The organism is Sutcliffiella horikoshii (assembly GCF_008180725.1).
Classification (GTDB): Bacteria; Bacillota; Bacilli; order Bacillales; family Bacillaceae_I; genus Sutcliffiella_A; species Sutcliffiella_A horikoshii_B.
Genome location: NZ_VTEV01000006.1, coordinates 22511 through 45611, shown reverse-complemented (window position 1 = coordinate 45611; position 23101 = coordinate 22511). Strand labels below are relative to the sequence as shown.

The following is a 23101-nucleotide window of genomic DNA, read 5'->3' as shown; positions in this document are numbered from 1 at the left end:
TCATTCACTCCCTACATTAGAAGTTTTATAGCTTTGGTGTTTTCTAAAAGATTGTTAATTTGATTTAAGATGTTGTTTAGACACCGCTGTGGATTTCCGCAAATGGCTTCGCTTTCCTAGGGGCGATGCTTAAGCCTCCTCACTGCGTTGCGGGGTCTCAAGCTACCGCTATCTCCCTCAGGAGTCTTCGCCTTTTGCTCCAATCCCCAGCTAGCTATTACCTAAGCACATGATAATTCAGTTTTTCAGTGGCTTTGAGTCAAGTGACTTCCGCTCCAATCCACTCATTAACTTTCACTTAGAAAACAGCCATCGCCATTTAGTCTTTTTCTCCGAATAAACGCCAGGCAACTTTTGAAAAGATATATACGAATAATAGTAATAGAACGGATATTGCTGCTGCATATCCCATTTCGTAACGGATGAAGCCATAGTCTTCTAAATGGTTAACCATTAACTGACCTGCATATTGAGGCGTCGGGTTGGCACCTGATAAAGCGACGCCGATAGCACCGGCCTGGAACGTCCCGACTACAGCCATTACTGCTCCAAAAAGCATTTGCGGCTTCATCGATGGAATGGTGATAAAAATGATTTCTTGGAATCTATTTTTAATGCCGTCAATATAACCAGCTTCATAGATTTCCTTATTGATGTTCAAGACACCTGACAACATCGCAAGGAACCCAACTCCCATGCTCCCCCAAAGGGTAACCACAATCATGATTGTCATTAAGTGATCTGGTGATTGCAGCCATTGAACTGGCTCCAAGATGACACCCATTGTGATTAAAAGACTGTTTAAATAGCCTGTCTGATCCCCACTGAATATGATGGTCCACACAACCGCCATCGCAATTCCGGCTGTCATGGAAGGGGAATAGATGATAAGCGCCAATACGGTTCTTGGCCCTTTAGAAATTTGTGCTAGCATCCAAGCAAGCAGGAAGGAGAGTATATACCCTCCCGGCCCGACAATGACTGCAAACATTAACGTATTCGGCAATACGCGTTGCATAAAGACTTCATCTTGCGTTAGTACACTCACATAGTTGGCAAGTCCGATGAAGCTTGGCATCTCTATCGCATTGAAGTACGTGAACGATAAGAGAATGGCCACTACCACCGGGATGATGATAAAGGTAAAGAAAAAGATTAAATATGGTGCAAGAAAGATTGATGTACTTGCATGCTTTTGAAGGCTACTCCTCATTTTCTTCCACCCAGCTTTCTACTTGTTCAATCGTCGGAATCGGATAGGTTTTTACGATTTTTCCGTCTTTCATATATCCGAATTCCTCCATCTTCCGTCTCATTTCACGGTCAATGGTAACCACCGCATCATCAACAGCTGAACGGGTATTTTCACCGTCAAAGACCACACGGTTCCATACATTACTAATCTCACGTTCTACCATATAGGTGTATGGTGTTTTCGGCACTTCACGTAAATGTTCCCATTGTTCTAAGATGACTTCTTTATGTTCCTCTGGCCATGGTAATTGCTTAAAGGCGTCAAGATTTGCGGTATTCCACATGTAAGATGGACCATACATGATTTGCAAGGTGGTAGCAAAGTCAGTCTGTGTTTCTGTTGACATCCACCATTTCAGCACTTCCCATGCTTCGTCCTTATTCTTGCTGCCATTAAAGATCATGCCGGCCTGTCCAGAACCCGTTGCCCATCTTTCCACTTCTCCGTCCTCATTTTCGACTCCAGGATGAAGAGAAATGTCCCACCAACCGGAGATTTCCGGTGCTGCAGATGTAAGCTCTACATAAGTCTGGAAGTTAGACACACCAATTGGCAAGGTGGAATAGCGGAAGTGATTATAGAAATTCGGCACCTGAAGCGGCGTGCTGTATATTGTATTCAAATCCGTCATAAGTTGGATACCTCGGACTGTTTCATCACTATCAATTGTCGTTCCCATGCCATCCTCTTTATACAAGTCCCCTTGATGTTGATAAACAAATGGAGACGTTGACTGGAACGGTTTGAACGCAACAGCACCAGCAATAGGCGTGTAGTAATTCAATCCAAAGCGTTGAAGTTCCGGCAAGACATCTACTACATCCTCCCATGTGTCAGGGACAGGAACATCTAAAGCACCTAAAATATCTTTTCTGTAAAACTGAACAAAGAAATCCTGTGTTTCGGGCAATCCATAAACCTCATCCTCAATGATCATTGGCAGTAATGCCCCCGGAGAGAAGTGAGCAAGCGTTTCATTGAAATCGTCAAACTCCCTTAAGTCATAAGCCGCTCCACGAATAGCGAGCTCATATGGCAGCCAGCTACTGATTCCAAGCGCGAGATCCGGCTGACTGTTGGCCGCATTGGCCAAAATCAATTTCTGCTCGGAAGGCATGATAGAAAATCTCACTTTTATTCCTGTTTGAGGGGTAAAGTTCTGATCCACCATATTTTGCATTAATTCTACATAGTGACGTGGTCTGTTTACCCAAACATCCACCACATCATCATCCACTTTTTCCGTTGCTAACGTATTAGACTGGAAGGAATGGAAGAATTTTAAGACGGATTCTTTTGTTTTCGCAAAAAATCCCAGTTCTGGTTTTGGTAACTTTTCGTCACCGTGAATATATATTCGATCCATTATCAATGGCTGTTTTTTCAAATTCAGTGTTGCATTTCCAAGAAGCTGTGCGACAGAACTTGAGCCTTCTGAAAGCTGAGTCAGTCGTGCCGGAATTTTGTCAGGATCTGCTGCTAGCTCCCTTAACCGTTCGACGGCTATGTTGAGCGATACAATTTCCACTGATTCTTTCCCATCACTTAACTCAAGCAGATACTCACTTTCTCCTTCAAGCTTATCCGCCCAGGAGGTGAGTTCCCCTTTTATTTCAGGCAAGTACTCGGAAATCCTCCAGCCGCGAGAGCGATCTTGGTTATTTCCAGTTAATCGTTTAATAGATAAAGAGAGCTGTTCAATGCCCTTCATCACTTCATCCATTTCGAATAACGTGCGATTTACAGGTGACGCATCACCCTTAAGTGTTAGGGTATTTTTCCCCTTTTCTAGATAAAAATAATACGGTTCCCCGTCTTCGTTGCTAAGCGTTTCATTTACCCAATTTTTCTCCTGTTGGAAAGAATAGCTTTCTACTTCTTCAAAAGGTACCTCTCCATTGATCATAACTGACCGGAACACCGGAAAGCCTGATTGTTTCTCTTGTAACACTTTCAGGGAAATTTGGTAGTAGCCTGCTTCCTCTATTTCCATCTCCCATGTAGCCGTTTGACCACTCGTTTGCCATGACTCTCCACCAATTGCATTCAACAGGCGTTTGTCGCGCTCATAAGGGACAACAGATGCATCCTGTCTGTTAACAGGTCTGATAAAAGAACTATTTTTCTTCAGCGGGTGCTCCGCTTCAATCGTGATACTGTTTGTTTCTGTGAGATCCCCGGCTTGGTTCTCTCTATATTGTTCATATGTAGGGATCGTTTCCACACCGCTCACATAGATGTTTCCAAGTAGCATTTCTCCACGGATGTTTTCCAATGTGATGGTGTTTTTGCCTTCTTTTAATCTATACTTCAACGGTCTTGCTTGCAGATGACTAGAATCCTCTGCTTTGATAAAATGCCATTGTTCGATTGGCAACTGCTCTGGGATAATTTCATCTCCAAAGCGGTCCTGCTCAAAATCATTGGTGGCGCTCTTCCAATCCTTCGGGAACGTAATCCTGCGACTCTCAAAATACGGATATTCCCCGTTCACTTTGATAGATCCCTCAATCGGAACAATTCCTTCCCCAAGAGGATAATAGTCAAAGCCCAGTTCATATAAGCCCTCTTCTTCTACATCCACTTCAATCGTGACTGTATCTTTGTTTCTCCAAGCATATACCTGATCGCCATACTCCTTGCTTTCTCCACTAGAAAGCAGGCTATTCTTATCAATGGATAAAAAATCAGTGGGAGTGACAACGCGCTTGAAATCTTGCGCGTTGTCCTGTCCCACTTCATTCCACTGCTTAAGGATTGATAGATAGCGTGGCTCAATGACTTGTTCTGCCACCTGCTCTAGGCTCTTCTCTTCATCAGCAAATGCGAATTGGCCTGGTACTAGCAACAGCAGTATTAATGACCAGAACATCATTTTACGTTTCATATCTAATCCCCATCCCCTTCACAGTTGATACAACTTATTGACCAATCGCTTCTTTGCCTTCTTTGTACTTTTGATTTGCTAATTCATTGATTTGTGCCGCATAATCTTCAATTTTGATTTCGCCTCTGACGCTCGCATCAATCAATGCCGCGATATTCGCATTCGGCTCTTCCCCGATTGCTACCCCAGTTGGTGCTTCCCATCTAGACTGAGCGAATCCTGGTACTGTTTTAACAGGCTCCACAATTCCATTCGCTAGATTGTCATATGCTGTACGTAAACCAGGAATATCCTGAACTTCGAAGAATGCATCCAATACTTCTTCATCTTGTGTCACAGGCAGGTTGTTCAATGCTTTGTCATTTTCTACAGCTAAATCGATACGCTTTAAGAATCCTTCTTTACCAAAGCTCATCCACTTAGCAAAAAGAAATGCTTCTTCTTGATGTTTAGTAGATTTAGAGATACCCATGAAATCATTAACGATTACTGTTCTTCCACCAGGAGTTCCAACGAAATCCCAATCAAAATCTATATTAGTAGAGAAGTTCTCCACTGCCCAAGTACCATCCCAGAAAAGCCCGATGCCGCCACCAGCAAATACTTCACCTGCATGCTCGCCATTAAAGTTAGCTTTTTGCTCATCAGACAAGTTTTCATAAGAATAGCCATTTGTTACGAAGTTGCTTGTAAGGTTAACACCAGAAATGAATTCATTACTGTTTAGGTGATATTCATCTTCACTGAATGTATACCATCCACTCTTTTCGTTTACAGAAGATGGATACCAATCCACAATGGCAAATGGATTATTTAACCCAACCACTCCACTGTTCACGTTTGTTACGGAACGAACAGATTCCGTAAATTCATCAATAGAAAAACCATATTCAGGAACATCCAGGTTTGCCTGATTATATAAATCTTTATTTACAAAATAACCAAGGAAATGCTGTGCACTAGGAATTGCATATAACGCATCATTGTATGTAACAGAATCTGTTACAACTTCAGGAATCTTTGCAAAATCTTCATCTTCTGCAGCCAATTCCGTTACATCTAACAACCAGTCATTCGCAAGGCCAGTCGGTACTTGAGATACCATGAATACGTCAGGCATCGCATTAGCACTTGCTGCAGAGGAAAGGGAGTTATTCCAGTCATCTGTTGCAATAGACTCATCAATTTCTACATCAATGTTTGGATACTTATCTTCGAATTCTGCAATCATCATGCGCTCGATGTTATTATCTTCTTCCGTTCCAAGCGCCCAACTAGCAAACTTAATGGTTACTTGATCTTCGTTGTTGCCTTCCTTCTCCGCGTCACTTGAAGCATTGTTGGAATTACTGCACCCAACTACCAGCATGAACGAAGCGGCAATCGCGATCCAAGGTTTCATCAATTTCATTACCCATACACCCCTTATTTAAAATTTAGTCATTTAATCGAAACGTTTCAATTCGTTCGTAAAAATAAAAAGGGAGATTACTCAACCTTTTTTACCTGTTTATCTGCAATTGATACGTTTCACTAACGTCATTATACTCCGTCTTGTAAACGATTACAATATTATTTTCTAAATATTTTCGGTGATTAATAGAATTGATTGAAAAGTCTTAATACGCAAGGGTTGGTAGGTATTACCTATGTTTCTATGTTTATGAAATATAGAAAAAAGAACCGATTCTGAATGATAGAATCGATTCGATTTAACATTATAGTTTCTGTCGAAACACCGCTGTTGATTTCCGCAAATGGCTTCGCTTTCCTAGGGGAGCTGCTGGAGCCTCCTCGGCTTCGCCTGCGGGGTCTCCACCTAGCAGGAGTCTTCGCCTTTTGCTCCAATCAACAGCTAGAGAGCGTCGTTTATTTATGATTTAACTTTAACAGAATTTACTTTTATTAAATCACTTTTGATAGTTCTTTTCTGCTGTGAAGGTCTAGTTCTTTGATATTTGTGATTTCGCAGCGTTTGCCGTCCATATCGGTGATGATGATTCGATTGGGTGGAAGCAGATCTAGGTGCTCGTGTATGTTTCTCATCATCAGTTTTAATGGTCCTCTGTCTGTGTCAAGTTCAAAAATCCAGAGCCCTGGTTCTTCTTTTACTGATTGTATGCTTTTTACCTCTGGAACCACATAGCGAACATGCAGTTCCCTACGCAGAACAGTTTTACTTTCATCATCCAATTGATCTACATACTTAATGACTCCAAGCTCTGTATCCTCATTCCATATGGATATATACTCGAATGGTTTCGAGAAAGGAAAGGTGCGAAAGATACCTACATTCGAGTAGTCCGTACCCTTATGCCTGAAGTGCATCGTTGTACCCTTCCCGTAGAAGAACTCTACCTCTTGTGGGTCAAAATAGGCGATATCAAATACTTCCCTCATCCAACCTCTACTCCTTTTATTTGTGACAGCTCTCGTTGCGCCTCCACAAGTTTATAATAGATTCCCTCTTTTTCAAGCAGTTCCTCATGTGTACCGACTTCTGCTATAACGCCTTTATCTACAACAACAAGCCTATCTGCATTACGCAGCGTTGATAAGCGATGTGCAATGGCAAAGGTAGTTCGCCCTTTCACTAGCCTTGATATAGCTTCTTGAATCTTCCTCTCCGTTTCTGTATCAACGGAAGCCGTTGCTTCATCCAGAATAAGAATACGAGGGTCATGCAATATCGCCCTAGCGATGGCAATTCGTTGCTTTTGCCCTCCCGATAATCGATGTCCCCGTTCCCCAACCTTCGTATCGTAACCATCCGCCATCTTCACTACAAACTCATGGGCATTCGCAATTTTAGCGGCCCGCATTATTTCCTCCGGTGTCGCATCCTGCTTAGAATAGGCAATATTTTCAGATATGGTTCCGTCAAATAAAAACGTTTCCTGCAAAACCACCCCTATACTCTGGTGAAGCTGTTCCTGTTTTAAATTCTTTAAGTCGACGCCATCTAATAAGATCCTTCCTTCATTCGGATCATAAAAGCGAGTAACTAAATTGATTAATGTAGATTTACCAGCTCCGGAATGACCGACAAGTCCGATCATTTCACCAGGTTTCACCTCAAGATTTATGTTTTTGATAACAGGTTGATGCTTTTCATATCCAAAAGTAACTCCTTCAAGTTGAACATGACCTTCTATTTTTTCTAACACGATAGCATCTTGGTTATCAGGAACCTCTGAAGGTGTATCAATAATTTCAAAAATGCGATTTGCCGACGAAATGGCTCTTGTCACCCAGCTGATCATCTGATTGAACCACTGCAACGGACCAAAAAACATCCCCAGATACGCAACAAATGCAAGCAAGGTACCGAGCGAAATATCGTTACTAATGACAGACAAACCTCCAAAATACCATACCAATAACATCCCCGAACCTGTAATGAAGGAAAACAACGGGAATACCCCTTGCCAAAGACCATCCGTTTTAAAAGTTTGGGTTACAAGAGCACGATTTCCATCCATATATCGCCCCTGCTCTTGTCCTTCCTGACCAAAAGCCTTTACTACTCGTATCCCTTGAAGGGTGTCTCCAACAATCATGTTTAACTTATTAGTAGACTGCCACTGCTTATACCAAAGATGCTGCACACGCGGCCAAATAATCATAGAAAAAAGTAAAACAATCGGGGAGGGCAATAACGCAAATAACGCCAACTTCCAATCTAGACTGAACATCATGACCATAATGGCAAGCAACAGCATCAGTTGACCCACAATATATAAAACCCCATCGGTTAGAAACTGCCTGATTGATTCAGCGTCACTATTCACTCTTGATATAAACTGTGCAGTCTGCCTACGATCAAAATAACTAACAGAAAGACGCATAAGGTTTTCATAGATTTCCTTCCTCATATCGCCCATTATATGGCTACCTACCCAAACTCCCAAAACACCTTGTAGGAATTGCATTAAAGTTAATACTAAACCTGTTACACCAAGAAGGATGACAAGGATAAGCAACGAGCTCCCTAAATCCTTTGGCTCTAACACATCATCCACAATAATTTTTGTCAAATAAGGAGGCGCGAGCTCTAGAAGGGTCGCAACAAGTAAAAACAATGCCACAAGCACCATCTTGCCACGATAAGGCTTAGTAAACTCTAGCACTCTACCAATGACTTTTTTATTGTCGACACAAACTGAACAAACTTCGGTACCGTCCTCAAATGGGCGTTGACACTTCTGACAAATCCTTGGTTGTTCTGTTTTTGACAATTGTGGGATTGGCTCACTTTTCGCTAAACAATTAATAAACTTTTCCGCGATGGAGAATTTCTGCATGTAAGAAGAGGAGCATCTGATAAGAACCTCATTTGTTTGGCCATCTTCACTAGTGATTATTAATGCACCAGCTCCGATAAAGCGCTCCAGTTTAATAGAACGGACATTGTTTACCTCCACCTTTTTTAACAATTCTCCACTGTCAGACAATAGTTGAATTTCCTTTTCAGAATGAGCAAGCCAGCTCTCCCCAAACTGACCATCTTCCTTCATATCTGTCTTTCCTAAAAATAATAACTCCCCATCTATGTGTACCTGAAAGTGACACGATTCAATAAACGACATATAGTCCCCCTTTAAAGCTGTTGTTCAAAAAATGCCAACACATCTTGGATATGCTTGTCCCAATATCCCCAATCATGGCCTCCTGGACCATCGAAAAAGGTAAGATCTAATCCCGCTCGGATGGCATGATCCCTAAAGCGAATATTTGCTTCATAGTTATGATCTTCAGTGCCGCAACATTGATAGAGCTTTGGAGCCTTTTCACCGATTTTTGTTGCAAGATGATAGAGGTCATCCTCACTTCCCAAAATAGGACGATCGCCAAATATGTACTTAAAATCCCTTGGGAATGCAGGTAATCGTTCATTGATATCTACAGAGCCTGACATGCTTGCTCCTGCAGCAAATTTCTCTGGATTCCTCATGGCAACTTTAAAAGCCCCATAACCCCCCATAGAAAGCCCCGCTATAAAATTTTCCTCTCTCTTATCTGACAGCGGGAAAAAGCTTTGAGCAAGTGTTGGAACTTCTTCACTAACAAATGTGTAAAAATCATATCCATGCTCCATGTCCGTATAAAAACTTCTCCCTGCAGCTGGCATCACAATCGCCCAGCCCATGGCAGCAGCATACCGTTCAATGGAAGTAAATCTTGTCCAAATCGTATGGTCATCCGAAAGACCGTGCAGTAAATAAATCGTAGGGTGCTTTTTTTGTTTCACCTTTGTTGAGACGCCGATTTGCGAATTAGGCTGAGGTAATAAGACCGTCATGGATGTTGAACATTGCAAAGCTTCAGAAAAAAAATCGCATGTAATTCTAGCCATGATTCTCACTTCCCTTTTATGAGTTGTTGAAACGTTTCGACTTTTTCCATTATACGAGGTAGTGAATTCGCTTTCAATATTTTTAGAAAATATTATTTTGTCGAACGTATGTTCTTTACTTTTCTCTTAGTACAAAATATAATTAAGTAGTAAGTACATATCCATTCAGAAGGAGTGTTGAAGATGAAGAATCAAGCTGTACCTTATTTAGCTTTTAACGGCAACGCTAGACAGGCACTTGAGTTTTACAAAGAGGTATTTGAAGGAGAAATCACAGGCATCATGACCTTCGGCGAAGCAGATTTCCCGACTCCACCAGAAGCGGACAACCTTGTTATGCACGCCCGTTTTGAAAAAGGCAACCTTACATTGATGGCATCCGATTCATTCCCGGGCCAGACAGTAGATTTTGGCAGCAATGTCTCTCTTATGTTGGAAATGGAAAGTGAAGAACAAATTGACACTCTTTATGCACGCCTTAGTGAGAACGGGAAGGTGTTAATGGAGCTTCAGGACACTTTCTGGGGAGCACGTTATGGAAGTGTTCAGGATTCCTTTGGTGTGAAATGGGATTTAAACTACACGAAACCGCAATAAAAATTAAAAGCGCTGCGAGAACCATATAGGTCTTCGCAGCGCTTTATTACAAGCTATCCCTCGTAAATCATCTTTCTTGTCATGCCGCCATCCACCGTAATGTTTTCACCGTTAACAAAATTATTTTCTGCGTCCGTTAGATACAAGCAAGCCTTTGCAATGTCTTCTGGTTTCCCTACTCGATTGGACAGATGTTGTGCATGGTCCTTATCTCTTAACTCTTCATAGTTTTCATTCTGAATCCATCCAGGAGATATAGCATTCACAGTAATTTTCCGTTCACTTAAGGAAGCTGCCAGCGCATGCGTCAACGCTACAATGCCCCCCTTAGTTGCTGCATATGCTTCTGAATTTGGTTCAGACATAGTCGCCCTAGTTGAGGCGATGTTAACGATAGAGCCGCCATTTTTCATATACTTAGATGCTTCTTTGGAGGCGATGAACACACTGCGTAGATTTGTGTTGATTACATCGTCCCAAGCTTCAACTGTCAGGTCATAAATGGGAGTGAACCTGGATACGCCTGCGTTATTAATAAAGATATCAATTTGGTGGAAGTGTTCCATTGTTTTAGTTATCAGGTGTTGTATGTCCTCTTCTTTGCGGACGTCTGTTTTGACGAAAAGAGCATTTTCTCCTAATTTCTGTTGAAGATCCTGGCCTGCTTTTTCATCCATGTCAGCAAGTACCACGCGTGCTCCTGTAGTTATGTAAGAGGATGCGATTCCTTTACCTATTCCGTTTGCTGCACCAGTAACGATGACGGTTTTGTTTTGGAAATTCATTTATTATATTCCTCCTAAAGCACCTGAATGTTATTCATTAATTTAAATGCAACCTCTTCCTAAAAACATAAATTAAAGGAAAAAGGCTGAGTTAATTTTATATTAGCTTTTTTGTTAATTTAAGTAAAACTTTAATATACAAACAAAAAACCACACAGTATTTTGTGTGGTTTCCAAGAATAATTGGTAAAAAATGGAGACGGTGGGAATCGAACCCACGTCCAGAAACATCGCCACTTAAGCATCTACGAGTGTAGTCAATATATTAGTATTTCGCTGACCGTTCCGCCTATTGACTGGCATCCTGGCAGCTAGTCTGGTTGTGCTCTTCCTTTGACCTCAGACGGCGATCTCCGGCGTAGCCCACTTAGAGTGAGTCCCTGATCCTACCACATGGGCGATGGAGGGAGGAACCGCTATAGTCTGTTATTAAGCAGCTAAAGCGAAGTTGTTGTTTTCTTTGCCAGTTATATTGGCGTTGACGTTGATGACGAGGACGATCCCCCCGACTCGCAACCCAAGCTCGAACTATCCCTGTCGAATCCGTAACGTCCCCTCGATAATAAATGTCTATGTTGAAGTTTAAATCAACAAAGAGCAAAAACACGAGGTTCTACGGGAAAGATAATCAAGCCAATTAGTTGGCTATTCAATTATCAAAGAGTCGCTATTATCTTAGCGACATCCTTATTATAGCACACTCACATAACTTTGCAATTGTAAGTTATTGTAAAATAAACTACACTATTCCTTTTGACGTTCACGGAACGCTCTCTCAATATCTCGTTTCGCTTCTTTCTTTTTCAAGTCATCACGCTTGTCGTATTTCTTTTTCCCTTTACCCAGACCAATTAACAGCTTTGCATAGCCATTTTTCAGATAGATCTTCAAAGGCACTAATGCATACCCTTCCTCTTTTGTAAGACCTATCAGCTGATTGATCTGTTTACGGTGAAGAAGCAGCTTGCGTGTACGAAGTGGATCATGATTGTATCGGTTTCCTTGCTCATACGGACTGATGTGCAGGTTGTGCAAAAACACTTCGCCGTTTTGCACGCGTGCAAAGGAATCCTTCAAGTTTACGCGACCTGCTCGCATGGATTTGATTTCCGTACCTTGTAGGACCATACCCGTTTCATATGTCTGTTCGATAAAATAATCGTGGTTGGCTTTTTTGTTGGTACTGATAACCTTTCCTGTCCCCTTTGGCATGGCTGTGTCCCCCTCTCTCTAATATTTCATAGCGATAGTGAATATTTTACCAAATACACCACCCCTCTACAAGAAAGAAGAGCCTTCTCTTGCAAAAAGGCTCTTCCCACCCCGAATCTTATCACTTCTTCTTTTTACGCTTCTGTTTCGGCGCATTTTCAAAGAACTTCTTGTTTTTCTTTTTCTTTTTACCAGTGCCAGGCTTACTTGTACCTGGCCCCTTAGTCGTCCAGCCAATCTCAAATGTGTAGTCATCTATATTACTTTCATCTTTACGTTTCTGACTGCGACCTTTGGCTGGCTTTTTGCGTTCACTCTGAATGACACGCGGTGCACTCTTCGTATCTGGACGGCGAGTACCCTTCATGCCAACTACCTCAAAATCGATGGAGCGCTCATCTTTGTTTACGTTGATAACACGAACTGTGATCTCGTCACCGATTCGGTACACTTTCCCTGTACGCTCTCCAATCATCGCATAATGACGTTCATCGTAGCGATAATAGTCATCCGTTAGATAGCTCACATGAACAAGTCCTTCAATCGTATTCGGCAGCTCCACGAACATTCCGAAGTTAGTCACAGAGCTGATGATGCCATCGTATTCTTCTCCAATTTTATCAAGCATGTACTCGGATTTTTTCAGTTCATCCGTTTCGCGCTCTGCATCAACTGCCCGGCGTTCCATGTTAGAGGAATGCTCAGCGATTTCTGGCAGCTTATCACTCCATTTTTCCTGAGTTTTCGCATCCAGTTTCTTTTGAATTAGGTAGGTACGAATGAGACGATGAACAATCAAGTCAGGATAACGACGAATTGGTGAGGTGAAATGAGTATAGAACTCTGTAGACAAACCAAAGTGACCTAAACTTTCCTCATCGTATTTTGCCTGTTTCATGGAACGAAGCATGACAGTGGATACAACCATTTCCTCCGGCTTACCTTGAACAGCTTCAATGACTTCTTGAAGCGCACGCGGATGAATTTCGTTCCCTTTTCCTTTTACCACATATCCGAAGTTTGTAATGAATTCGAAGAAACGCTGCAATTTCTCTTCCTTTGGATCCTCATGGACACGGTAGATGAACGGAACATTCATCCAATGGAAATGCTCGGCTACCGTTTCGTTCGCAACAAGCATGAATTCCTCAATCAAGCGCTCGGCTACCGAACGTTCACGAAGAACAACATCCTTAGGGGCACCCTCTTCATCCACAATTACCTTGGACTCTTTGAAGTCGAAATCAATGGCACCACGCGTCATACGCTTTTTGCGAAGGACAGCAGCCAACTCTTCCATTAAATGAAACATTGGAACCAAGGATTCATAGCGAGACGTTACTTCTTCGTCCTTATCAACCAGGATCTTATTCACATCCGTATATGTCATGCGTTCTGTTGTTTTAATAACACTGTGGAAAATCTCGTGTTTCACGACTTCCCCGGCATTGTTCAGCTCCATCTCACAAGAAATAGTAAGACGGTTTACTTTTGGATTTAACGAGCAAATTCCGTTGGACAGGCGATGAGGAATCATCGGGATTACGCGGTCTACCAGATAAATACTAGTTCCACGATCCTGCGCTTCCACATCAATAGGTGAACCTTCTGTCACATAATGAGTGACGTCCGCAATATGGACCCCAAGCTTGTAGTTGCCGTTGTCCAGTTTTGTTACAGTTACCGCGTCATCCAGGTCTTTCGCGTCCGCTCCATCAATCGTAACAATCACTTGGTCGCGAAGGTCACGACGATCCCCAAGATCTTTTTCGTCAATTTCATCCGGTGTTGCGTTCGCCTGGTCTAACACCTCTCTCGGAAACTCCTGAGGCAGGCCATGCTTATGGATAACAGACAAGATATCTACACCAGGATCATTCTTATGACCAAGAATGCGGATGACTTCTCCTTCCGCACTGAGGCGGCCTTCAGGATAAGTAACTAGTTTTACAACTACCTTATGTCCTTCGACTGCACCATTGCTAGCACTTTTTGGGATGAAGATATCATTGGCAATCTTTTTATCGTCGGCAATAACGAAGCCGAAATTTTTGCTTTCCGTATATGTACCAACAATCTCTTTAACTCCACGCTCAACAATCCGGATGACGGTTCCTTCTTGTCGTGAATCACCCGCAGCCTTCCTGCTAACGCGCACAAGAACAATATCTCCATGCATGGCATTGTTCAGTTCGTTCGGTGGAATGAACACATCGTCCATATCCGCCTCTTCGGGCATGACAAATGCAAATCCTTTGGAGTGACCGATTACTTTCCCTTTGATTAGATTCATTTTTTCTGGAAGGCCATAGCGGTTGCTGCGGGTTCTCACAACGAGTCCTTGATCTTCCATAAATACTAACGCTTTGACGAAGTCCTTGAACTCCTCTGAGTCTTTGATACCGAAGGCCTGTTCAAGTTCTTGTGTTGTTAGTGGTTTGTAGGCTTCTTCTTTCATATAGGAAAGTAGTCTATCTACATGTTGTTGAATTGTTTCTTCCATTATATATCCCTCCCCTTTTCGGGTATTTGAGTATCAGTTGTTCACCGCTGTTGCTTTCCGCAAAAGGCTTCGCTTTCCGCGGGGCGACCTTGAGCCTCCTCACTTCGTTGCGGGGTCTCAACAATGTCGCTTCTCCCCCGCTGGAGTCTTCGCCTTTTGCTCCAATCCACAGCTAGGTTACTTCATAAAGTAAATAGCTTCTTCAAATAGTATTACCAATCTAGCGACTCTAAAAACTCGTATACGTCTTGGTGAAGTTGTTCTCGTTCTTTATCGAGGGTGATGACGTGACCGGATTCTTCGTACCATTTAATTTTCTTATCGTCCGATTCCACTTCATTGTAAATAATATTGGCACTGTCCGTGTTAATCATGTTGTCGTGTCTGGCTTGTACAACAAATGTTGGCGAATAGATCATGTCTACATTATTCCGCACGTCTGCAATCAATTCCTGCAACGCCTTCAATGTACCCATTGGTGTCTTCTCAAATTCCTTCATTTCTTGTTCAATCTGCTCTGCACTTTTCCCTTCACGGCGCTTAAATTCGCGCGCGTATTCAAGCACACCTTGGTACATAATTTCTTCACTCTTGATATACATCGGCGCGCACATAGGCACAATACCCTTCACTGGAACTGTGTAACCTAACTTTAAAGAGAAAACCCCGCCCAATGAAAGGCCAACAACCGCAATGCTTTCAAAACCTTTATCTTTTAAAAACTGGTAGGCTTCCATCACGTCCTCCCACCATTCCTCAGGTCCAGTATGAACCAATTCCTCCGGTGGCACCCCATGCCCTTTATATTGAGGCGCATGGCAAGTATAGCCTCTCTTCTCCAAAAAACGGCCCATCATCCGCACATCCGCCGAATTCCCTGTAAATCCGTGTAACATCAATACCGCACGATCTCCGCCTTCAAACGTAAAAGGCTTAGGCAGCTTCACTTTCATCACGTCAGAACATCCTTTCTTTCACATGTATTTATAGTATGCTACTTTTTATTAAATATCAGATATGATTAGTCCGAAAAGAACATTTTACCATAATGGGTAGTGAATAGCTTTAAATGTGGTTTATCTGGCTCTATTCGTACAGTGGTTTACATTTAAGGGGGTAATTTGTAAAGAAGTATGAAAAATGAATGTTTAGTAGGAGAAAATCGACAAAAATAATGTCTAGTCTAAAAATAAACTCCCTTCAATTAAGTAGAAATTATTATACAAGAAATTAAGTTATTATTATAAATTGTAGATATTACAACACATTTGCCCTTCAGATATTTTTTTAAAATAATATAAGACTTTCGACATATATCAGCAACATTTCATAATTAGTTATTTTATAATAAATTTGGGGAATAAAAGGACAATGGTAGTAATACCAAAGTTGTATATCGATATTTTCGAAACAACAGTCAAAGGCAAACTTGTTGAAAGACAAGGACGCAAAGTCAACAGATCTAAGATTGTAAAAGATATAGAATATCCTTTTACTAATTAAGATGGCTGGGCTGCCTGAAATACCAAAGTATTTTAGGAGGGAAAAAGGATGAGGGAGAACGCGAGAGTTGAAATGACGGAAAATTTGGACAAGGAGTGGATTGATCTCATTACGAACGCACTAGAAATGGGTATTTCATCAGCAGAAATTAGAGATTTCTTACATAATTATCGCAATCATTCATCACATAAACTCTAATTTTGCGAATTTTTACGTATTTTTGTTCTAAATATCTAACAATCCCTTCGTTATATGCTATAATGGGCATGATAGGAAGGTGAAAGCCATGATTGGTGAACGAATTAAAAAATATAGAGAACAACGAAAAATGTCCATGTCAGAGTTAGCCGAACGTGCCGGCGTGGCTAAATCATACCTAAGCTCCATCGAACGTAATCTTCAATCTAATCCATCTGTTCAGTTTTTGGAAAAAGTCTCATCTGTCCTGGGAGTTACTGTTAATACTCTATTACACGATGAAGACGAAACCCAAGCAAAAGAAAACCTTGACCGTGAATGGGCCACTCTTGTCAAAGAAGCGATGGATTCTGGTGTAACAAAGGATCAATTTAGAGAGTTTCTAGAGTTTAATAAATGGAAAATAAATCAAGAAAAGTGATCATCACAAAGCAAAAAAAGCGCCATTGCTACTTTAGCAGAGGCGCTTTTTATATAGTAGAATCTAGAACACTTTTAGTAACATTTATTGTTATCTTTTTATATTTATTAGTTTTCTTTGCATGTTGAAAGTTGCCTTTTACATAGTTTTCTTTGGATAAGGTAATATTCTTCATACAGCATGGACAAAACCATTCATACTCTGAACAGCTACTATAAGAAGTTTGACTACAAGAAGAACAAACTTTCATATACATAAAACCCCTCCTGCGTTCTTTTTAAAGAACCAATAACACCTATTCTAACCTACCTTTAAATAATTATAAAACTTGAAATAGTCCATATTTTCTTAATATCGAACAATTTCACTTCTTTTCCTTCTATTTCCTTTTATTTTCTCACTATTTCGTTTTTTTATAAAGTTCGCATTGTGCTATATAATGAACATACGTCATATGTTATTAAGGGGACGAGTATGCTTGGTGAGCGCTTAAAGAGGTTGAGAAAGAAGAAGGGCTATTCATTGAGTGAACTCTCGGAACTGGCTGGTGTGTCAAAGTCTTATTTGAGTTATTTAGAGAGGAATATTCAGACAAATCCTTCTCTACAATTTTTAAATAAGATAGCCGTTACGCTTGAGACAGACTTGGAATTTTTGTTAGTCGGGGAATCAGAGTCTGATAAACCGGATGTACAGGTACTGGATGAAGAATGGAAACGGTTGGTGCAACGGGCAATCTCAGAGGGAATGAGCAAGGAGGACTTTATTCACTTTAAAGAGTACATGGAGTTTCAAAAATGGCAGGGTTCAAAAAAAGACAAATAGTAAAAAAGGAGGAGAAAGAGGCTTGAACAATGAGATGGATTTGGAGTGGGTAGAGCTGTTGACATTGGCTAGAGCTTATGGAATTTCTATTGAAGAGGTAAAAGCTTTCCTCCAGGAGACAAGGGAACAGAACAAGGAAGTCTTGGTCGTAAAGTGACCAAAGCTTTTTTAGCTGGATGCAAAAAACCACTTTCCAGGTTTGGAAAGTGGTTTTATTTATTATGCGAAGTATGCAATGGACAGTGTCAGGATGAAGAATAATACAGAAAGAACAACTGTCGCACGGTGTAGAACAAGGTCTAGGCCGCGTGCTTTTTGTTTTCCGAAAAGTGTTTCTGCTCCACCGGAGATTGCTCCTGAAAGACCTGCACTTTTACCTGATTGAAGTAGTACTACTGTGATCAAAGAGATTGCTACGATAATAAGTAAAATAGTAAGAAATAACGTCATGTAAACTACACCTCCTGCGGAACGTACATATGTGATTATATTAAATGTACCACAATATGACAAGGTGGACAAGAGGAAATGAGCGGCAGACAATCCCTTTTAGCTACCGCTGTATCTTTCCGCAAATAGCTTCGCTTTCCGCGGGACGGCGTTTGAGCCTCCTCACAACGCTTCAGGGGTCTTAATCTACCGTTACTCCCCCGCTGGAGTCTCCGCCATTTACTTCAATCCACAGCGAGAAAATCATATGAACCGAAAAATACCGCTAACGCGACCTAAAACCACGTCTCAACTTAATCTCTTGAGACGTTTCTCGCTTTTCGCAAAGCTTTGAAATATAGGCCTTAGCCGGATCTCATCTTTGACTATTTCAATAAAATCCCTTGTCACCAAGGTCTTCATAACGGCGATGAGGACCTCTATCCTCCTGATTTCTCGTCACTGAGGTCTTCATAACGGCGATGAGGACCTCTCTCCTCCTGATTTCTCGTCACTGAGGTCTTCATAACGGCGATGAGGACCTCTATCCTCCTGATTTCTCGTCACTGAGGTCTTCATAACGGCGATGAGGACCTCTATCCTCCTGATTTCTCGTTACTGAGGTCTTCATAACGGCGATGAGGACCTTTCTCCTCCTGATTTTTCGTTACTGAGGTCTTCATAACGGCGATGAGGACCTCTCTCCTCCTGATTTCTCGTCACTGAGGTCTTCATAATGGCGATGAGGACCTCTATCCTCCTGATTTCTCGTCACTGAGGTCTTGATAACGGCGATGAGGACATCTCTTCTCCTAATTTTTCGTCACTGAGGTCTTCATAACGGCAATGAGGACCTCTCTCCTCCTGATTTTTCGTCACTGAGGTCTTCATAACGGCGATGAGGACCTCTATCCTCCTAATTTTTCGTCACTGAGGTCTTCATAACGGCAATGAGGACCTCTCTCCTCCTGATTTTTCGTCACTGAGGTCTTCATAACGGCGATGAGGACCTCTATCCTCCTGATTTTTCGTTACTGAGGTCTTCATAACGGCAATGAGGACCTCTCTCCTCCTGATTTTTCGTCACTGAGGTCATCATAACGGCGATCAAGAATTATTCTGAACACTATCCACAATTCGATTATTTTATAATTACTTAAACAACAAAAAGAACCCAACCGAAGTCGGGTCCACACTAGAAGAAATTACTTCTTCAAGTTATAGAAAGAATGTAAGCCGTCGTAGCGAGCTGTGTCACCAAGTTGGTCTTCAATGCGAAGTAGTTGGTTGTATTTCGCTACGCGGTCTGTACGGGATGGTGCACCTGTTTTGATTTGGCCAGCGTTTGTTGCTACTGCGATGTCAGCGATTGTGCTGTCTTCTGTTTCACCAGAACGGTGAGAGATTACTGCAGTGTAGCCTGCGCGTTTAGCCATTTCGATTGCTTCGAAAGTTTCTGTAAGTGTACCGATTTGGTTCACTTTGATTAGGATGGAGTTACCGATTTTGCGCTCGATACCTTCAGCCAATTTCTTTGTGTTTGTTACGAAAAGATCGTCTCCTACTAATTGAACTTTGTTACCGATGCGCTCAGTTAATAGTTTGAATCCTTCCCAGTCGTTCTCGTCTAGGCCGTCTTCGATAGAGATGATTGGGTACTTGTCCGCCATCTTCTCGTAGAAGTCCACCATTTCAGCAGAAGTGTAAACAACGCCTTCACCTTTAAGGTGGTATTTACCGTCTTCTTTGTTGTAGAACTCAGAAGCTGCAGCATCCATAGCAAGCATTACTTGCTCGCCTGGTTTGTAGCCAGCTTTTTCGATTGCTTCGATGATTGTTTGAAGCGCTTCTTCGTTAGATCCTAGGTTTGGAGCGAATCCGCCTTCGTCACCTACAGCAGTGTTTAAGCCTTTTGCGCTTAATACTGATTTAAGAGCGTGGAAGATTTCAGCGCCCATACGTAGAGCTTCTTTGAAGTTTTCAGCTCCAACAGGCATTACCATGAATTCTTGGATGTCAACGTTGTTGTCCGCGTGCTCTCCACCGTTGATGATGTTCATCATTGGTACTGGAAGCGTTTTGGAGTTGAATCCACCAAGGTGTTGGTATAAAGGAATTTGAAGGAAGTCAGCTGCTGCACGCGCTACTGCCATGGAAACACCAAGGATTGCGTTTGCACCTAATTTTCCTTTGTTTTCTGTACCGTCAAGGTCGATTAAAGCTTCGTCGATTGCTACTTGCTCAAGTACGTCGAAAAGACCTACTAGTTCAGGAGCGATGATTTCGTTCACGTTTTCTACTGCTTGTTGAACACCTTTTCCAAGGTAACGGGACTTGTCGCCGTCGCGTAGTTCTACTGCTTCGTATTCACCTGTTGATGCTCCACTTGGTACTAGTGCGCGTCCGAAAGCTCCGGATTCTGTGTATACTTCTACTTCGATTGTTGGGTTACCACGGGAGTCTAGGACTTCGCGTGCGTAAACGTCAGAGATAATTGGCATGTTTGTAACTCTCCTTTTGGATTGAGATATTTTTTATTTTTTACTGCTTTAACACCGCTATAGACTTCCGTTTTAGGTGTTCGCTTTCCGCGGTGCGGGGCTTGAGCCTCCTCGCTTCGCTGTGGGGTCTTAAGCTACCGCTACCTCCCGCTGGAGTCTCACACCTTGCACTTCAATCTATAGCTAGAAATCAGCTATTACTTTTTGATTAAAGAACTACCTGTCATTTCAGATGGTTTGTCCACCCCTAGTAAGTCTAGCACAGTTGGGGCTAGGTCACCAAGGATTCCGCCGTCGCGTAACTCGACACCGTTCTTTGTTACGATCACTGGTACCGGGTTGGTTGTGTGGGCAGTCATTGGGTTGCCTTCTGTAGTAACAACTTCGTCAGCGTTCCCGTGATCTGCAGTGATGATGGCAACACCGTCTTTTTCTAAGATGGCGTTGACAACCTTCCCTAGGCACTCATCTGTCACTTCGACAGCCTTGATTGTTGGCTCAAGCATTCCGGAATGCCCGACCATATCAGGGTTAGCAAAGTTTAAGATGATGGCGTCATGTTTGTCTGCTGCTATTTCTGCTAAAAGTGCATCCGTTACTTCGTACGCACTCATTTCTGGTTGTAAGTCATAGGTTGCTACCTTTGGAGAATCAATTAGAATTCTTTCTTCTCCAGGGTACGCATCCTCACGTCCACCGCTCATGAAGAACGTGACGTGAGGGTATTTTTCCGTCTCCGCGATACGAAGCTGGTTCAATCCATTTTGGGATAACACTTCGCCCAAAGTATTGTCCATTCCTACTGGTTTGAATGCTACATATCCATCCACCGTTTCACTGAAGTGAGTTAAACATACGAACTGAAGGTTGGTCGGATGTTTTACCCCACGATCAAATGCGCGGAAGTCGGAGTTGGTGAATGTGTTAGAAATTTGAATGGCACGATCCGGACGGAAGTTATAGAAAATAACGGCGTCTTCGTCCTGAATGGTTGCAACAGGGCTGCCATCTTCTTTTGTCATAACAGATGGAATCACGAACTCGTCAAAGATTCCGTTGTTATAGCTGTCATTAATACACTCCATTGCGTCGTTATAAGTAGGGCCTTCGCCGTACACCATTGCACGGTAAGATTTCTCTACACGATCCCAACGCTTGTCACGGTCCATGGAATAATAGCGGCCAGAAATGGTTGCTATTTCTCCAACTCCATGGTCTAGAAGCTGCTCGTTCAATTGCTCGATAAATTCAGGAGCAGATTTTGGTGCAACATCCCGACCATCAAGGAATCCGTGAATATACACACGATCCAAGCCTTCTCTTTTCGCAAGTTTTAGAAGAGCGAAAAGATGCTGGATGTGACTATGAACGCCTCCGTCAGAAAGCAGGCCGAACAGGTGAAGGTTGGTTCCTTTTTCTTTTGCATGTTTGATGGCATTCAGGAACGTCTCATTTTCATAAAAGTCCCCTTCGCGGATAGCCACATTTACACGTGTCAAGCTTTGGTACACAATACGGCCGGCTCCTATGTTTAAATGGCCAACCTCAGAGTTACCCATTTGCCCTTCCGGAAGTCCTACCGCTTCCCCGCTTGCAGTCAATTGCGCGTGCGGGTATGTGCTCCAAAATTTATCAAAGTTAGGTTTGTTTGCTTGCGCTACCGCATTACCGGTTGTTTCACCGCGCATCGCAAAACCGTCTAAGATGATGAGTGCTACTGGTTTTTTAGTCATTCTTACCTGCCTCCAAAAGCTGTAAGAAAGATTGGTGCTCAAGGCTTGCGCCACCTACAAGTGCTCCATCGATATCAGATTGAGCCATGTAGTCTGCAATGTTTCCAGGTTTTACAGATCCGCCGTACTGGATACGTACCGCATCAGCTGCCGCTTGATCGAATTCAGAAGCGATGACGCTGCGGATGTGCGCACATACTTCGTTCGCATCTTCCGCTGTGGAAGATTTGCCAGTTCCGATCGCCCAGATTGGCTCGTATGCAACAACAGTTGTTTTAACTTGATCAGCAGTTAAGCCTGTTAAAGCTTTCTTCACTTGGTTACCAACGATGTCGTTTGTTTTACCGGACTCGCGTTCTTCCAGTGTTTCACCACAACATACGATTGGAGTTAATCCGTGTTTAAATGCTGCAAGAGTCTTCTTGTTAACTGTTTCGTCTGTTTCAGCAAACATTTCGCGGCGCTCGGAGTGACCTAGAACAACGTAAGATACACCGATGTCTTTTAGTGCAACAGGGCTGACTTCGCCTGTGAATGCTCCGCTGTCTTCGAAGTGCATGTTTTGGGCACCGATTTTAAGGTCGCGGCCTTCTGTGTTTGAAACAAGTCGCTCTAGAAAAAGAGCTGGTGCACATACTACTGCGTCGATTTTGTCTGCAGCAGGAACTAGTCCTTTTACCTCTTCTACGAAGCTTGTTGCTTCGGAAAGTGTTTTGTGCATTTTCCAGTTACCAGCAATAATTGGTTTACGCATGGTATCCATCCTTTCGGGGTTGGGGTTGTAAAGTTTCTAATATACGCCGCTGTTGATTTCCGCAAATGGCTTCGCTTTCCTAGGGGCGCTGCTGGAGCCTCCTCGGCTTACGCCTGCGGGGTCTCCACCTAGCGCTATCTCC

General features: G+C 42.5%; 19 protein-coding genes, 1 other RNA gene and 1 riboswitch. Of the genes, 5 read left to right on the top strand and 15 right to left on the bottom strand.

Features of this window, described 5'->3' with window-relative positions:
- Positions 1–319 precede the first annotated feature (319 nt).
- From FZC76_RS15525 to FZC76_RS15500, 6 genes are all read right to left on the bottom strand, one after another.
- The gene (locus FZC76_RS15525; RefSeq protein ID WP_148989092.1) at positions 320–1213 is read right to left on the bottom strand and encodes a carbohydrate ABC transporter permease; all 894 of its coding nucleotides are present in this window, start codon (positions 1211–1213) and stop codon (positions 320–322) included.
- Positions 1203–4142 (bottom strand): extracellular solute-binding protein, encoded by a 2940-nt coding sequence (locus FZC76_RS15520; protein WP_262372648.1) that lies wholly within the window; start codon positions 4140–4142, stop codon positions 1203–1205. The genes FZC76_RS15525 and FZC76_RS15520 overlap by 11 nt, the downstream gene beginning before the upstream one ends.
- 34 nt (positions 4143–4176) lie before the next feature.
- Positions 4177–5553, bottom strand: a complete 1377-nt coding sequence (locus FZC76_RS15515) for an ABC transporter substrate-binding protein (RefSeq protein ID WP_148989091.1) — start codon at positions 5551–5553, stop codon at positions 4177–4179.
- 494 nt (positions 5554–6047) lie between these two features.
- Complete coding sequence (locus tag FZC76_RS15510; protein ID WP_148989090.1) at positions 6048–6542, bottom strand: DUF1854 domain-containing protein; 495 nt, start codon at positions 6540–6542, stop codon at positions 6048–6050.
- A complete protein-coding gene (locus FZC76_RS15505; RefSeq protein ID WP_148989089.1) occupies positions 6539–8731 on the bottom strand; it encodes an ABC transporter ATP-binding protein in 2193 nt (730 codons plus the stop codon). Before FZC76_RS15505 ends, FZC76_RS15510 begins: the two co-directional genes overlap by 4 nt.
- An 11-nt stretch (positions 8732–8742) precedes the next feature.
- The gene (locus tag FZC76_RS15500; RefSeq protein WP_148989088.1) at positions 8743–9498 is read right to left on the bottom strand and encodes an alpha/beta hydrolase; all 756 of its coding nucleotides are present in this window, start codon (positions 9496–9498) and stop codon (positions 8743–8745) included.
- 183 nt (positions 9499–9681) lie between these two features.
- On the opposite strand from FZC76_RS15500, the gene FZC76_RS15495 reads away from it, so the two are divergent.
- Entirely contained in the window at positions 9682–10095 is a 414-nt protein-coding gene (locus tag FZC76_RS15495; protein ID WP_148989087.1) for a VOC family protein, read from the top strand.
- A gap of 53 nt (positions 10096–10148) precedes the next feature.
- Here FZC76_RS15495 and FZC76_RS15490 read toward each other — a convergent pair whose 3' ends face one another.
- From FZC76_RS15490 to FZC76_RS15470, 5 genes are all read right to left on the bottom strand, one after another.
- Entirely contained in the window at positions 10149–10880 is a 732-nt protein-coding gene (locus FZC76_RS15490) for a glucose 1-dehydrogenase (RefSeq protein WP_148989086.1), read from the bottom strand.
- A 191-nt stretch (positions 10881–11071) separates the two neighbouring features.
- Positions 11072–11436: a transfer-messenger RNA gene (gene ssrA / locus FZC76_RS15485) on the bottom strand.
- 188 nt (positions 11437–11624) lie between these two features.
- Complete coding sequence (gene smpB, locus FZC76_RS15480) at positions 11625–12092, bottom strand: SsrA-binding protein SmpB (protein WP_010196796.1); 468 nt, start codon at positions 12090–12092, stop codon at positions 11625–11627.
- A 121-nt stretch (positions 12093–12213) separates the two neighbouring features.
- Positions 12214–14595 (bottom strand): ribonuclease R, encoded by a 2382-nt coding sequence (rnr, locus tag FZC76_RS15475; protein ID WP_148989085.1) that lies wholly within the window; start codon positions 14593–14595, stop codon positions 12214–12216.
- A gap of 212 nt (positions 14596–14807) precedes the next feature.
- A complete protein-coding gene (locus tag FZC76_RS15470; RefSeq protein ID WP_148989335.1) occupies positions 14808–15548 on the bottom strand; it encodes an alpha/beta hydrolase in 741 nt (246 codons plus the stop codon).
- Between the two features lie 459 nt (positions 15549–16007).
- A riboswitch (cyclic di-GMP riboswitch) is annotated at positions 16008–16116 on the top strand.
- A 30-nt stretch (positions 16117–16146) separates the two neighbouring features.
- Between FZC76_RS15470 and FZC76_RS15465 the strand changes: the two genes are divergently transcribed.
- The 4 genes from FZC76_RS15465 (at position 16147) to FZC76_RS15450 (ending at position 17699) form a co-directional block, all read left to right on the top strand.
- Entirely contained in the window at positions 16147–16296 is a 150-nt protein-coding gene (locus tag FZC76_RS15465; RefSeq protein WP_262372647.1) for an anti-repressor SinI family protein, read from the top strand.
- An 88-nt stretch (positions 16297–16384) separates the two neighbouring features.
- Positions 16385–16717 (top strand): helix-turn-helix domain-containing protein, encoded by a 333-nt coding sequence (locus FZC76_RS15460; protein WP_148989084.1) that lies wholly within the window; start codon positions 16385–16387, stop codon positions 16715–16717.
- Positions 16718–17239: 522 nt separating this feature from the next.
- Positions 17240–17542 carry a helix-turn-helix transcriptional regulator gene (locus FZC76_RS15455; protein ID WP_316246618.1) on the top strand — a complete coding sequence of 101 codons (303 nt, stop codon included), beginning with the start codon at positions 17240–17242 and terminating at the stop codon, positions 17540–17542.
- A 22-nt stretch (positions 17543–17564) separates the two neighbouring features.
- Positions 17565–17699 carry an anti-repressor SinI family protein gene (locus FZC76_RS15450; protein WP_262372646.1) on the top strand — a complete coding sequence of 45 codons (135 nt, stop codon included), beginning with the start codon at positions 17565–17567 and terminating at the stop codon, positions 17697–17699.
- 62 nt (positions 17700–17761) lie between these two features.
- Here FZC76_RS15450 and secG read toward each other — a convergent pair whose 3' ends face one another.
- The 4 genes from secG to tpiA form a co-directional block, all read right to left on the bottom strand.
- Positions 17762–17992 carry a preprotein translocase subunit SecG gene (secG, locus tag FZC76_RS15445; RefSeq protein ID WP_060665413.1) on the bottom strand — a complete coding sequence of 77 codons (231 nt, stop codon included), beginning with the start codon at positions 17990–17992 and terminating at the stop codon, positions 17762–17764.
- Positions 17993–19176: 1184 nt separating this feature from the next.
- Positions 19177–20472: a phosphopyruvate hydratase gene (gene eno, locus FZC76_RS15440; protein WP_148989082.1), complete on the bottom strand. Its 1296-nt coding sequence runs from the start codon at positions 20470–20472 to the stop codon at positions 19177–19179.
- Positions 20473–20669: 197 nt separating this feature from the next.
- Complete coding sequence (gene gpmI / locus FZC76_RS15435; protein ID WP_148989081.1) at positions 20670–22205, bottom strand: 2,3-bisphosphoglycerate-independent phosphoglycerate mutase; 1536 nt, start codon at positions 22203–22205, stop codon at positions 20670–20672.
- Positions 22198–22959, bottom strand: coding sequence for a triose-phosphate isomerase (gene tpiA, locus FZC76_RS15430; protein ID WP_148989080.1), 762 nt, complete (start codon positions 22957–22959; stop codon positions 22198–22200). The genes gpmI and tpiA overlap by 8 nt, the downstream gene beginning before the upstream one ends.
- Positions 22960–23101 lie beyond the last annotated feature (142 nt).